12 protein-coding genes are annotated in these 12,932 nt (G+C 64.2%); 2 read left to right on the plus strand and 10 right to left on the minus strand.

Annotated elements, in window-relative coordinates; translation table 11 throughout:
- From iolD to EN925_RS06035, 3 genes are all read right to left on the minus strand, one after another.
- A partial coding sequence (gene iolD / locus EN925_RS06025) for a 3D-(3,5/4)-trihydroxycyclohexane-1,2-dione acylhydrolase (decyclizing) (RefSeq protein WP_128336408.1) occupies positions 1–1,423 on the minus strand: 1,423 nt, incomplete at its 3' end.
- A 34-nt stretch (positions 1,424–1,457) separates the two neighbouring features.
- Positions 1,458–3,392: a 5-dehydro-2-deoxygluconokinase gene (iolC, locus tag EN925_RS06030; protein WP_063169770.1), complete on the minus strand. Its 1,935-nt coding sequence runs from the start codon at positions 3,390–3,392 to the stop codon at positions 1,458–1,460.
- Between the two features lie 141 nt (positions 3,393–3,533).
- Complete coding sequence (locus EN925_RS06035) at positions 3,534–4,379, minus strand: MurR/RpiR family transcriptional regulator (protein WP_164753509.1); 846 nt, start codon at positions 4,377–4,379, stop codon at positions 3,534–3,536.
- Positions 4,380–4,534: 155 nt separating this feature from the next.
- On the opposite strand from EN925_RS06035, the gene EN925_RS06040 reads away from it, so the two are divergent.
- The gene (locus tag EN925_RS06040) at positions 4,535–5,644 is read left to right on the plus strand and encodes a Gfo/Idh/MocA family oxidoreductase (protein ID WP_127368112.1); all 1,110 of its coding nucleotides are present in this window, start codon (positions 4,535–4,537) and stop codon (positions 5,642–5,644) included.
- Positions 5,645–5,656: 12 nt separating this feature from the next.
- On the opposite strand, the gene EN925_RS06045 is transcribed toward EN925_RS06040, so the two are convergent.
- Positions 5,657–6,358, minus strand: a complete 702-nt coding sequence (locus tag EN925_RS06045; protein WP_127368113.1) for a YafY family protein — start codon at positions 6,356–6,358, stop codon at positions 5,657–5,659.
- Between the two features lie 129 nt (positions 6,359–6,487).
- On the opposite strand from EN925_RS06045, the gene EN925_RS06050 reads away from it, so the two are divergent.
- Positions 6,488–7,123 (plus strand): LysE family translocator, encoded by a 636-nt coding sequence (locus EN925_RS06050; protein ID WP_013528367.1) that lies wholly within the window; start codon positions 6,488–6,490, stop codon positions 7,121–7,123.
- Positions 7,124–7,157: 34 nt separating this feature from the next.
- On the opposite strand, the gene EN925_RS06055 is transcribed toward EN925_RS06050, so the two are convergent.
- The 6 genes from EN925_RS06055 to EN925_RS06085 form a co-directional block, all read right to left on the minus strand.
- Positions 7,158–8,249: a 3-deoxy-7-phosphoheptulonate synthase gene (locus EN925_RS06055; RefSeq protein WP_127384666.1), complete on the minus strand. Its 1,092-nt coding sequence runs from the start codon at positions 8,247–8,249 to the stop codon at positions 7,158–7,160.
- Positions 8,250–8,766: 517 nt separating this feature from the next.
- Complete coding sequence (locus tag EN925_RS06065) at positions 8,767–9,561, minus strand: SDR family oxidoreductase (protein WP_013528365.1); 795 nt, start codon at positions 9,559–9,561, stop codon at positions 8,767–8,769.
- Positions 9,562–9,595: 34 nt separating this feature from the next.
- A complete protein-coding gene (iolG, locus tag EN925_RS06070; RefSeq protein WP_013528364.1) occupies positions 9,596–10,591 on the minus strand; it encodes an inositol 2-dehydrogenase in 996 nt (331 codons plus the stop codon).
- A 112-nt stretch (positions 10,592–10,703) separates the two neighbouring features.
- The gene (locus EN925_RS06075; protein ID WP_023810655.1) at positions 10,704–11,471 is read right to left on the minus strand and encodes an ATP-binding cassette domain-containing protein; all 768 of its coding nucleotides are present in this window, start codon (positions 11,469–11,471) and stop codon (positions 10,704–10,706) included.
- A gap of 2 nt (positions 11,472–11,473) precedes the next feature.
- On the minus strand, positions 11,474–12,550 hold the full coding sequence (locus EN925_RS06080; RefSeq protein WP_013528362.1) for an ABC transporter permease: 1,077 nt from the start codon (positions 12,548–12,550) through the stop codon (positions 11,474–11,476).
- Positions 12,551–12,664: 114 nt separating this feature from the next.
- Positions 12,665–12,932 (minus strand): substrate-binding domain-containing protein (locus EN925_RS06085; RefSeq protein ID WP_164894145.1); only part of this gene is annotated, 268 nt, incomplete at its 5' end.

The following is a 12,932-nucleotide window of genomic DNA, read 5'->3' on the forward strand; positions in this document are numbered from 1 at the left end:
TCAGGTAGGAGCCGTCGCCGATCATGACGACGATCTCCTCGCCGGGCTTCGCCATCTTGGCGCCGAGCCCGCCGGCAATCTCATAGCCCATGGTCGAGAAGCCGTATTCGCCATGGTACGAGCCGGGCGCGCCCGCCTGCCAAAGCTTGTGCAATTCGCCCGGCAACCCGCCGGAGGCATTCAGCAGCGTCACACCGGAGCCCATGGCGCGCTGCACCGCGCCGATCACCTGCGCATCGGACGGATAGGCGGCATTGGTCGACGCCGTCACCTTGGCCGCCTCGACCGCCCAGGCCTTCTTGCCGGAGGACGCATTGTCGGTCCAGCTTGCCGGCGCCTTCCAGTCCTTCAGCGCAGCACCGAGTTCCCCCAGGCCCTCGGCCGCATCGGCCACCAGCGGCAGGGCGCGGTGCTTGCCGGCATCGAAGGGCTGCACGTTGAGCCCGATGATGGTCTTGCCCGAATTCTTGAACAGCGCCCACGAACCGGTGGTGAAATCCTGCAGGCGCGTGCCGATGGCCAGCACGACATCGGCTTCCTCAGCCAGCCGGTTGGCGGCAGAAGTGCCGGTGACGCCGACCGCCGCCATGTTGAGCGGGTGGTTGTCCGGCAGCGAGGATTTGCCGCCTTGCGTCTCGCAGACAGGAATGCCGGCGCCCTCGGCGAATTTCGCCAGTTCGTCCGACGCCTGCGAATAGAGGACACCGCCGCCGGCGATCACCAACGGCTTTTTTGCACCCTTGAGCGCGGCGACCGCGGCCGCCAGTTCCTGGCGATCCGGGCGCGGCCGGCGCTGGTGCCAGACCCGCTCCGCGAAAAAACTCTCGGGATAGTCATAGGCCTCGGCCTGGACGTCCTGGCAGAGCGACAGCGTCACCGGGCCGCATTCGGCCGGATCGGTCAGCACGGCCATGGCACGGCTCAGCGCAGGAATGATCTGCTCCGGCCGGGTGATGCGGTCGAAATAGCGCGAAACCGGACGGAAGCAGTCGTTGACCGTCGCCGTGCCGTCGGAAAAATCCTCGGCCTGCTGCAGCACCGGGTCGGGGATGCGGTTGGCGAAGACATCGCCTGGCAAAAACAGGACGGGCAACCTGTTTACATGGGCGAGCGCCGCCGCCGTCACCATGTTGAGCGCGCCGGGGCCGATCGAGGACGTCGCGGCCATGAAGCGGCGGCGGAAATTGGCCTTGGCGTAGGCGATTGCCGCATGCGCCATCGCCTGTTCGTTGTGGGCGCGAAAGGTCGGCAGTTCGTCGCGCACCTGATAGAGCGCCTCGCCGATGCCGGCGACATTGCCGTGGCCGAAGATCGCCCAGACGCCGCCGAAGATCGGGACTTTGCTACCGTCGATCTCAGTCATCTGGCGCGACAGGAAGCGGGTCAGCGCCTGCGCCATCGTCAGGCGGATTGTCTTGCTCATGGTGTTTTCCTCCGCAGTCCTATTCCGCGCCTTCTTATGCCGCCTTGCGGCCGCGCGCGGCAAGCCACGCATCCGTCAACTGTTCGAAGCGCTGCGCCATGTCGGCGATCGCCTCGTCATCCGACATCCTGCCGGCCAGCCATTGTTCGGCCGCATGGACGAAGATGGTGCGGCCGACGGCAAAACCCTTGACGATGGGTGCCTTGGCGGTGGCGGCGAACGCCGCTTCCAGCTCGTCCTGCGGCGCTTCCAGGCCCAGCAGCACGACGCCGCGGCACCAGGGGTCGTGCTTCAGGATCACGGCCTCGATCTTCGCCCAGGCGCCGCTCGACGCCTGCGGCTCGAGCTTCCACCAGTCCGGCTTGATGCCGAGCGCATAGAGTTCCTCCAGCGCGCGCGGGATCGTCGTGTCGTCGAGCTTGCCATGCTTGCCGGCAATGATCTCGATGAGAAGTTCCCTGCCGACCTTCCGCGCGGCTTCGAACAGCGCGCGCAACTTCTGCTGCTGTTCGTCCTTGAGCGCCGCCGGATCGTCGGGATGATAGAAGCACAGGCATTTGATGCAATGGTCGACCGGCCACTCGGTGAGCTGCGAGCCGATGTCCTGCGAGAACTCGAAGCGCAGCGGCCGCGAACCCGGCAGCTCCACCGGCCGCCCGAGCCAGGCGAAGGAATGCCTGGCGAATTCGAACATCGCCTTGCGGCCGTGTTTCTCGTCGATCAGCATGCCGTAGCCGTCGCGGCCGGCGGCAACCTTCGCCGCCGCCTTGACCGCCAGCACCTTGAAATCCTGGATGCGTGCGGGATCGGCACCGGCCTTCGCCGCCACATCCTCGAGCTGCACGCGGTGGTCGCAGGCGAGCGCCATCATCGAGGGAATGTCGCGCCGGCGCGTCGTTGCCCAATGGATGTGGTTGATCGCCTCGTCCTTGCGCAACGCCAGATGCCTGCTGCCGTTCTTGAGGAAGAACCGCAGCTCCTCGAAGGTCGGATATTCCGGCGCGCAGAGCAGCCGCGACACGGCGAAGGCGCCGCAGGCATTGGCCCAGGTCGCCGCCGTCGCATGGTCTTCGCCACCCAGCCAGCCGCGCAGGAAGCCCGACATGAAGGCGTCGCCGGCGCCGAGCACATTGTAGATCTCGATCGGAAACCCCTTGCCGACGACGCCGTCCTCGAGATCGTCGCTGATCGGTCCGTCATAGACGATGCAGCCCATCGCGCCGCGCTTCAGGACGATGGTGGCGGACGACAGCGAGCGGATTGTCTTCAAGGCGCTCAGGCAATCATCGGCGCCCGACGCGATCATGATCTCTTCCTCGGTGCCGACGATGAGGTCGCAGTCGGGCAGCACCGTCTTCAGCTGCGCCGAGACCCGGTCCGATTTCACATAGCGCTCGAACCCTTCGGCATGGCCGGCGAGGCCCCACAGGTTCGGCCGGTAGTCGATGTCGAACACCACCTTGCCGCCCTTGGCCTTCATGATGCGGATCGCCTTGCGCTGCGCGGCATCGCTGTTGGGCCTGGAAAAATGCGTGCCGGTGACGACGATCGAGCGCGCCGAGGCGATGAAGGCCTCATCGATGTCTTCCGGCGCCAGCGCCATGTCGGCGCAGTCCGAGCGATAGAAGATCATCGGCGAGACGCCTTCGTCCTCGACCGACAGCAGCACCAGTGCGGTTAGCCGCTCCTTGTCGGTCTTGAGCCCGTCGACATTGACGCCTTCACGCGTCAGCTGCTCGCGGATGAAGCGGCCCATCTGCTCGTCGCCGACGCGGGTGAGCAGCGCCGAGCGCAGGCCGAGCCTGGCGGTGCCGACCGAGATGTTGGCCGGGCAGCCGCCGACCGACTTGGCGAAGGAGGTGATGTCCTCCAGCCGCGAGCCGATCTGCTGGCCGTAAAGGTCGACGGAAGCGCGACCGATGGTGATGACGTCGAGCGGCGCGTATTCAGCGTCCACGGCTTCGCTCATTGGAACCTCCCGTCGGCCTTGTTGTGTTGGGGTACACGCGCGAGCGGCAGCGTGGCGCCGGGAATATGAAATAATAATTCCAATCCATAGTCAATATGGAATGAGCATTCCTTCGGTGAAAAGTACCTTTTCGGCGGTGGATCAGGCCTTGCGCTTCCTGCCCGTGCCGCGCCGCTTCTCGCCGACGCCGACGGTCAGCGCCATGGCCAGCGCCATTGTCGCCGACAGTGAGCGGAAGCCGGCGAAATCGGCCTCGGCAACCTCGAACCAGACCTTGGCGAACTGGGCGAGCGGCGAAAACGAGCTGTCGGTGATGGCGACGATCGGCACGCCCTGTTCCGAGATGCTGCGCGCCTCCTCGATCGTGGCCGGCGCGTAGGGCGAGAAGGAGATGGCGATGACGGCATCCGCCGGCGTGGCGAAGCCGATCATCTCGGCATTCAGCCCGGCCGCCGATTCGATCAGCTGGTTGCGGATCTTCAGCTTGCCCAGTGCATAGGCGATGTAGGACGCCACCGGATAGGAGCGCCGCTTGGCCAGCACATAGATGGTTTCCGCCTTTGCCAGCAGGGAAATAGCGTCTTCCAGATGCGCTTCGTCCAGCGTGCGCGAGATATCGTTGAGCGAGGTCGAGGCGGCGGCGACGAAGCCGTCGAAGATCGCCCGGTGGCCGGCGCCTCCCTCAGCCTTGACGCGCAGCGCCTGCAGCCTTTCGTCATAGGATGAGTTGCGCTCGCGCAGCCGCTCGCGAAACACCTGCTGCAGGCTGGTGAAACCATCGAAGCCAAGCTGCTGGGCAAATCGGATCAGGGTCGAAGGCTGCACGCCGGCCGAAGCGGCGATGCTGGCGGCGGTGCCGAAGGCGATATCGTCTGGATTGTCGAGCGCATGGGCAGCGATCTGGGCGATGCGTTTCGGCAGGCTTTCGCGTCGCTCCAGGATGGTGGTGCGCAGCGTCTCGAAATCGCGAGGTATCCGTTCGTCCATCGTCGCTCTGTCCAGGCTCATGCGTGAAGCATCCTCTGTGCCTCATCATAGCGAGCCTGCGCAAGAACACCATAAAAAATGAGGCAGACATTCCATTTCAGGAGAAAATGGACTAATTCATCCACGCAGCGCTTCAAGCAGTGGAGAAACGGAAAATGGTCGGCGTCGGTCTCATCGGTACGGGTTTCATGGGCAAGTGTCACGCCATCGCATGGAGTGCCGTCAGCGCCGTCTTTCCCGACGTGGCCAAGCCACGGCTGGTCCATCTCGGCGAGGTCAATGAAGAGCTTGCCCGGCGCAAGGCGGGCGAGTTCGGTTTCGCCAAGGCGTCGGGCGACTGGCGCGCCGTCGTCAACGATCCCGAAGTCGACATCGTCTCGCTGACCACGCCCAACCAGTTCCATCCGGAAATGGCCATCGCGGTTCTTCAGGTAGGCAAGCATCTGTGGTGCGAAAAGCCGATGGCGCCGAGCTTTGCCGAGGCCGAGGCGATGGCGGCGGCGGCGAAAAAGTCCGGCAAGGTCGCGGCGCTCGGCTACAACTACATCCAGAGCCCGGCCATCCGCCATATCGGCGCGCTGCTGGAAGAGAAGATCATCGGCGAGGTCAACCATCTGCGCATCGAGATGGACGAGGACTTCATGGCCGACCCCGAAGCGCTGTTCTTCTGGAAGCACGAAGCAGCTTCCGGCTATGGCGCGCTCGACGATTTCGCCGTGCATCCGCTGTCTCTGGTCTCAGCCCTGTTCGGCCGCGTCGCCAGTGTCATCTGCGACATGGCTAAACCCTATGCCGATCGCAAGCTGGCCAGCGGCGGTCGTCGCGCGGTGGAGACCTACGACATCGCCAGCGTGCTGATGCATCTGGAAAACGGCATTGCCGGCACGCTGCTGGTCAACCGCTCGGCCTGGGGCCGCAAGGGCCGCATCGCCGTCCAGATATTCGGCTCGAAGGGGTCGATCCTGTTCGACCAGGAACGCTCGAACGAATTCCAGCTCTATCTCACATCAGACCGCCCCACCGAACAGGGCTACCGCACCGTCCTGGTGGCGCCGCACCACAAGCCCTATGACCTCTTTGTGCCGGCGCCAGGCCATGGCCTCGGCTTCAACGATCTCAAGATCATCGAGTGCCACGAATTGCTGACGCGATTGGCCGGCAAGCCCGCGCGACTCATCGAATTCGCCGAGGGGCTGGAGATCGAGCGCACGGTGCACGCCATGGCGCGTTCGTTCGAGGCAAAGCGCTGGGTCGATGTGAGGTGACCTCCGCTCGCTTCAGACTACGGTGGCAGCGACGTTCGTCTCCCACCCGCTCACCCAGACCTGCCGCAGCCGGTCGCCTTCGCCCTTGAAGCGTAGCCCCGTCGCCTGGCAATCCTCGATCCGGTCGCTGCGGAAATTGCGGATCGCCTGGCGCAGCTCGCACCAGGCGACGATGTTGGCGGTTTCGGCGTAGTAGATCAGCGCGATCGGGCGGATGAGGCGCTCGGAGGCGCGGCCCATTTCGTCTCGATAGGAGAGGTCGAGCTTCTCCTCGTCGCGGATGGCGCGTCGCACCAGCGCAAGGTCGATCGCGCCGGTCGAGGGCGCGGCGAAACCCCAGGCATGCAGCGCATTGGCGTCGAATGCCTGCCGCAAGGGTGGCGGCACCGCGCCGGCGATCTTGGCGCTGACGCGCTTGGCCGCCTGCTTGAGTTCATTGTCGCCGGTGCGCTCCAGCAGCGCCAGCGACAGGACGATCGCCTCCATCTCCTCGATCGAAAACATCAGCGGCGGCAGGTCGAAGCCGGGGCGCAGGATGTAGCCGATGCCGCGGCCCCCTTCGATAGGCACGCGCATCGCCTGCAGCGCTGCGATGTCGCGATAGATCGAGCGCACCGTCACTTCCAGCCGCTCGGCAATCGTCGCCGCCGTCACCGGCTGCCGCGCCAGCCGCAGGATCTGGATGATCTCGAACAGGCGCGACGCCTTGCGCATTTTTTACCCCAGGTTGCGCGCCCAACTGACACACCATTGTCAGTTGGGCTGACCTATAGGAGCGCCTATCGGATTGAAAATCAACAGGTTCCGCTGCGGCTTGGCCGGGCGAGGCGATAGGCAACTGACATGGACTACGCGGCAAACCTCTGGCTTTTCTTTATCCTGCTGTTCGGCATCATCGCCGTTCCGGGCATGGATATGCTCTTCGTGCTTGCCAATGCACTGACCGGCGGACGCGACAGGGGTCTCGCCGCGACCGGCGGCATCATGGTCGGCGGCATGGTGCATACGCTGAACGGCGCCATCGGCGTCGGCCTGCTGATGCATTTCGTGCCGATCCTGTTCAAGCCGCTTCTGCTTGCCGGCGCCGCCTACATGGCCTTCATAGGCATCACGCTGATGCGCAGTTCCATCATCGTCGGCCAGGAGGGGCCTGCCGGCAGCCGTTCCGCATGGAAGGCGTTTCGCCAGGGGTTTGTGACCTGCCTGATCAACCCGAAGGCATACCTGTTCGTGCTTGCCGTCTACCCGCAGTTCCTGAAACCGGACTACGGTCCGATCTGGATGCAGGCGACGGTCATGGGGCTGCTGACCGTGGTGACGCAGGCTGCGATCTATGGCGGGCTGGCTATCACGGCCGGCCGCAGCCGCAACCTTCTGATCGCCAATCCGCGGGCGACCATTTTTGCCGGCCGGGCGGCCGGACTGCTGCTCTTTGCCGTATCGGTGTTCACGGCATGGGAAGGATTAAGGGCGGCGTAATCCCGGTCACCGCCGCCCACTTCCCTATGCCCTGTCAGGCAGCTCCCTGCCGGTTGTCGATCATGGCGCGGCGTGCCGAGCGGCGCCACTCGACGGCGCCGGCAAGGCCGTGCAGCACGGTCTCGGTGGTCGCCCAGTCGATGCAGCCATCGGTGATGCTCTGGCCATAGACCAGCGGCTTGCCCGGCACCACGTCCTGCCGGCCGGCGACGAGATTGCTCTCGATCATCAGGCCGATGATGCGCTCGTCGCCTGCCGCGACCTGGCCGGCGACATCTGCCGCCACCTTGGGCTGGTTCTCGGGCTTCTTGGCCGAGTTGGCGTGGCTGACGTCGATCATCAGACGGGGCGCAACGCCGATGCGGGCGAGTTCCACAGCGGCGGCTTCGACGCTCGCCGCGTCATAGTTGGGCTGAACGCCGCCGCGCAGGATAACGTGGCAGTCCTCATTGCCCGTGGTCGTGGCGATGCCGCTGCGCCCGCCCTTGGTCACCGCCATGAAATGATGCGGCTGCGCGGCGGATTTCACCGCCTCGGCGGCTATGCGCAGATTGCCGTCGGTGCCGTTCTTGAAGCCGACCGGGCAGGAGAGGCCCGAGGCCAGTTCGCGGTGGATCTGGCTCTCGGTCGTGCGCGCGCCGATCGCGCCCCAGGCCACGAGGTCGGCAATGTATTGCGGGGTGGTCATGTCGAGGAATTCGGTCGCCGCCGGCAGGCCGAGATTGTTGACGGCCGACAGCACATTGCGTGCCATCCGCAGCCCCTTGTCGATGTTGAAGCTGCCGTCGAGGTCGGGATCGTTGATGAGGCCTTTCCAGCCGACCGTCGTGCGCGGCTTTTCGAAATAGACCCGCATCACGATCTCCAGCCGGTCCGACAGGCTCTCGCGCAGCGCCGCCAGACGGCTGGCGTAGTCGACGGCCGCGACCGGATCGTGGATCGAACACGGGCCGACGATGACGAGCAGCCGGTCGTCGGTCCCGTTCAAGATGGCATGGGTTGCGTTGCGCGATGCGCTGACGGTGCGCGTCGCCGTCAAAGTGCGCGGTATCTCCCGCATCACCTCGTCCGGTGTGCTCAGTTCTCGGATTTCCTTGACCCGGAGGTCGTCTGTGGTGGTCAACACGGCTTTCTGCTCCTGTCGAGAGCATGATGCCGAAAAGTGTGAAGCGGTTTTCGGACGACATCATGCTCCTCTTTGATTTAGAGGAAACCTGCCGGCTGAAAACAAAAAAGCCGCCAGGTATGGCGGCTGTTCGGATCTTGTTGCTGCAATCTTCAGATCGAGCGCAATCCTCCCGCCGCCAGCGAGCTCCTAAAGTACCAATATGTGGCGGTCAGGTTGATCATGAGGCTCATATAGTCGATGCGGAGGCACTTGTCACGTGCCCTGATGCGGAGACAATTCGGGATGGCCGAAGCACCCAAACTTCGTCCTCCCTGGGCGGAGCAGGAGCGAAGCTCCGTCGCGGAGACCCTGGGATCCATTCCGTGACTTTGGCCGAATGGTGCAGCGGAGCAGAATTCCGCACCGCAGCAACGCTCAGAAGTCGCGGCATGGATCCTCGGGTCTGCGCTGCGTCGCTACGCTCCTTGCTCCGCCCGTGGATGACGAAGTGATGGGCGTTTGAGACTCGCCGGCGTTACTCCGGTGACGCCCCCGCAATGCTTTGATCGTAGTCGACCAGCGACCCGGTCATGACACCGGACTGCGGGCTGACCATGTAGCTGATCAGACGGGCAAGCTGGTCCGGCTTGACCAACTGGCCCATCGGCTGCGTCGCTTCGGCTTTCGCCAGCCAGTCGTCCGGCGCGTCGTGCCACTTCTTCTGCACGATGTCCTCGCCTTCCGTATCCATCCAGCCGGGCAGCACCGCATTGCAGCGGATGCGGTTGTAGCGATAAGCATTGGCGACGTTCTTGGTCAGCGTCATCAGCGCGCCCTTGCTGGTCGAATAGGGCGTCAGGAACGACTGGCCGGTATGCGCCGACATCGACAGCACGTTGACGATCGAGCCGGGTGCCTTCTTCTCAAGGAGATGCGCCACCACGCCCTGCATCAGGAAGAACGGGCCGCGCACATTGGTATCGAAAATCGTATCGAACAACTCTTCGGAGGTTTCGACCAGCGAACCGCGCGCCGAAGTGGCGGCGGCGTTGACCAGCGCGTTGACGGTGCCGAAATGCGAGATCGCGGTGGCGACCGCGCGCTTGCAGTCCGCCACTTTTGACACATCGGCGCTGATGAAAATCGCATCGACGCCGGCTTTCTTGAAATGGGCGACAGCCTTGTCGCCCTTCTCCTGCGAGCGGCCGATGAGCGCCAGTGCCCGGCAGCCTTCATCGGCCAAGGCCTCGGCGACGGCAAAGCCAATGCCTTGCGCGCCGCCGGTGACGATGGCGCGTGTCTGTGAATTGCGATCGGCTGATGCGCTCATCGCTCTGCTCCTGTGGTTTTTCCTAAGGGTTCTCTTACTTGTCGAGACGGACGGTCTTGCCGGTCGTTGCTGATTTCAGCGCTGCGTCGGCCAGTTTCAGCGCCACCAGTCCGTCCGCGCCGCTCGGCGCGGCCTTCTTGCCTAATGTCGCTGCGGCGATGAAAGCAGCGATCTCATTGGCATAGGCGTCGAGATAGCGGGTCATGAAGAAGTCGTGCAGCGGCGGGCGGGTATAGCCCTTCTCGTTGGCCAGCTCGATCGACACCGGGCGCTGGTTCTCGGCCGCGACCATGCCTTTCGAGCCATGCACCTCGATGCGCTGGTCGTAGCCATAGGTGGCGCGGCGCGAGTTGGAGATGACGGCCTGCTTGCCGGAAGCGGTTTCGAGGATGACACTGACGCTATCGAAATCGCCGGCATCACCGATCTTCTTGTCGACCAGCACCGAGGCATGGGCGCTGACCGCCACGACCTCTTCGCCGAGCAGGAAGCGCGCCATGTCGAAATCATGGATGGTCATGTCGCGAAAAATGCCGCCCGAACGCTTGATGTAGTCGATCGGCGGCGCGCCGGGATCGCGCGAGGTGATGGTGACCATCTCGACGGTGCCGATGGCGCCGTCGTCGATCGCCTTGCGCACGGCGGCGAAGTGTGGATCGAAGCGCCTGTTGAAGCCGACCATCAGCGTCGCCTTGGTCTTCTCGACCACGGCCAGGCATTTCTCGACGCGCTTGACGTCGAGGTCGATCGGCTTCTCGCAGAAGATCGCCTTGCCGGCCTTGGCGAAGCGCTCGATCAGATCGGCATGGGTGTCGGTCGGCGTGCAGATGATGACGGCGTCGATATCTCCGGCTTTCTCGATGTCCTCGATGCTGCGCACCTCGGCGCCATAGGCGCTGGCCAGTTCGGTGGCCGCCTTCTCGAACGCATCGGCAACCGCAACCAGTTTGGCCTGCGGATTGGAGCCGACGGCACGGGCGTGGACCTTGCCGATGCGGCCGGCACCGAGGAGAGCGAAGCGAACGGTCATGGGTATTTCCTCTGGGGGGATGGGTTGGAGAGAGTTGTCCGCACCTTGCTTTTGGGGAAAGGTGGCAAGGCTATGTTTCGAGCGCGCCAGAAAACAGGATGACCATCCTGTTTTAGGCCGCGAGTTCCGCCTCCCCGGTCTTGGCGCCGGTGATGTAGGAGACGATGTCGTTTCCGTCGGTGTTCTCCTTGCGCAGATTGGCGACGATGCGGCCGCGCCGGAACACGACGATGCGGTCGCAGAGATCGAACACCTGGCGCATATTGTGGCTGATCAGGATCAGCGGCTCGCCATTGTCCTTGAGCGTACGCACGATGTTTTCGACCTGCGCGGTCTCCTGCACGCCAAGGGCGGCGGTGGGCTCGTCCATGATGATCAGCTTGGAGGCGAAGGTCGCCGTCCGGGCGATCGCCACGCACTGGCGCTGGCCGCCCGACATGTGGCGGATGGTGTTGGACAGATTGGGGATCTTCACCGCCGTGCGGACCAGCGCCGCCTCGGTTGCCTTGCGCATGTATTTGCGGTCGAGGATCGAGAACGGGCCGAGGTTGAACAAAACCTTCTCGCGGCCGAGGAACAGGTTCGACGGCACGTCGAGATCGTCGGCCAGCGCCAGATTCTGGAACACGGTCTCGATGCCCGCCGTGCGGGCCTCGATCGGCCCGGCAAAATTCACTTCCTTGCCGTCGAACCAGATCTGGCCGCTGGTGCGCTGCTCGACGCCGGTGATCTGGCGCACGAAGGTCGATTTGCCGGCGCCGTTGTCGCCCATGATGGCGACATGCTCGCCCTTGCGCAGCTCGAAGTTCGCGCCTTCCAGCGCATGCACGCCGCCATAGCGCTTGGTCAGGTTTTCGGTCTTCAGGACGATGTCTGACATGGTCATGCCCTCATTGCCCGCAGGCGTTGGCGCCACTGGTCGAGAACCACCGCACCGACGATGATCACGCCCTTGACCATCTCCTGGTAGTAGGCGTCGAGGCGCAGGAAGGTGAAGCCGGAGATGATGACGCCGAAGATCAGCGAGCCGATCACCGTGCCGATGATCGAGCCGCGGCCGCCCGACAGCGAGACCCCGCCGATGACCGCCATGGCGATGGCGTCGAGTTCGTACATCACGCCCATGCCGGACTGCGCGGTCAGGTTCTTGGAGCTCAGCACCACGGCGGCGAGCGCGGCGAGAATGCCGGCGATGACGTAGACCAGGATCTTGTGATTGGCGATCTTGATGCCGGACATGCGCGCGGCGTCCTCATTGGAGCCGATCGCGTAACAGTGCTTGCCGTACCTCGTATAGGTCATGATCAGCTGGAACAGGATGGCCAGCGACAGGAAGATGACGACCGGCATCAGGCCTTTGCCGATGCTGGCGAAACTCTCGGTGGGAAACGAGATCGGCTGGCCCTTGGACCACCATTTGGCGATGCCGCGCGCGGTCACCATCATGCCGAGCGTGGCGATGAACGGCGGAATGCGCGTGTAGGCGATCAGCGCGCCATTGACCAGGCCGGCGAAGAGGCCGCAGGCGATCGCCACCAGCAGCGGCACGATGACAGGCAGGTCGGTCCAGCCTTGCGCCAGGAACATCGCCTTGGGATTGGGGTTGCCGTTGACCGTCGCCACCTGGGCGAAGCTCATGGCGATCATGGCGGTCGCGCCGACGATCGAGCCCGAGGACAGGTCGATGCCGCCGGTGATGATGACCTGTGTCACGCCGATGGCGATGATGCCGACGATCGACACCTGCAGGATGATGATCTGCAGGCGCGCTTCGTTGAAGATGCCGCCGACATCGCTGCGTGTGTTGAACAGAAAGCTGTCGCCGAGAAAGATGCGGCCGATCAGTTCGAAGATGACGACGAGAATGACCAGTGCCAGAAAAACATTGAACTCGGCCGGCCATGTGCGCTTCTTCGCATCATAACCGACGCCGCCGACGCCATGAGATGTCTGTGCCACGTATTCTGTCCTCCATCAGCCGCGGTCGCCCTCGCGCCGTGCCGGCGCTGAGGGAGAGAGGGGAGCGGCGCTGTCTTGATCGAGAGCGCCGCTCCGTATCGAACCGCTGGCGGCTCAGTTCTTCTTCAGGAACTTGTCGATGTTGGCTGGTGTCACCAGCTGGAAGGGCACGTAGACCTTGTGCTCGACCTTCTCGCCCTTGGAGAGCTTGAGCGCCGCATCGAGAGCGCCGGCGCCCTGGCCGGCCGCGTCCTGGAACACAGTTACGTCGAGGTCGCCCGCCTGCATGGCCGCCAGCGCGTCCTGGGTGGCATCGACGCCGCCGACGACAACCGCCTTCATGTCGATGTTGCCGGCCTTCATCGCCTGGATGGCGCCGATG

Origin of the sequence: Mesorhizobium sp. M7A.F.Ca.US.006.04.2.1, from assembly GCF_004022915.1 — a bacterium.
Lineage (GTDB): Bacteria > Pseudomonadota > Alphaproteobacteria > Rhizobiales > Rhizobiaceae > Mesorhizobium > Mesorhizobium ciceri.

Bases quoted from the DNA above. Each gene is read 5' to 3' on its own strand.
- EN925_RS06065 (WP_013528365.1), bottom strand. From the start codon at position 9,561: ATGAGCGCATCAGCCGATCGCAATTCACAGACACGCGCCATCGTCACC.
- EN925_RS06035 (WP_164753509.1), bottom strand. From the start codon at position 4,379: ATGGACGAACGGATACCTCGCGATTTCGAGACGCTGCGCACCACCATC.
- iolG (WP_013528364.1), bottom strand. From the start codon at position 10,591: ATGACCGTTCGCTTCGCTCTCCTCGGTGCCGGCCGCATCGGCAAGGTC.
- EN925_RS06050 (WP_013528367.1), top strand. From the start codon at position 6,488: ATGGACTACGCGGCAAACCTCTGGCTTTTCTTTATCCTGCTGTTCGGC.
- EN925_RS06075 (WP_023810655.1), bottom strand. From the start codon at position 11,471: ATGTCAGACATCGTCCTGAAGACCGAAAACCTGACCAAGCGCTATGGC.
- EN925_RS06045 (WP_127368113.1), bottom strand. From the start codon at position 6,358: ATGCGCAAGGCGTCGCGCCTGTTCGAGATCATCCAGATCCTGCGGCTG.
- iolC (WP_063169770.1), bottom strand. From the start codon at position 3,392: ATGAGCGAAGCCGTGGACGCTGAATACGCGCCGCTCGACGTCATCACC.
- EN925_RS06040 (WP_127368112.1), top strand. From the start codon at position 4,535: ATGGTCGGCGTCGGTCTCATCGGTACGGGTTTCATGGGCAAGTGTCAC.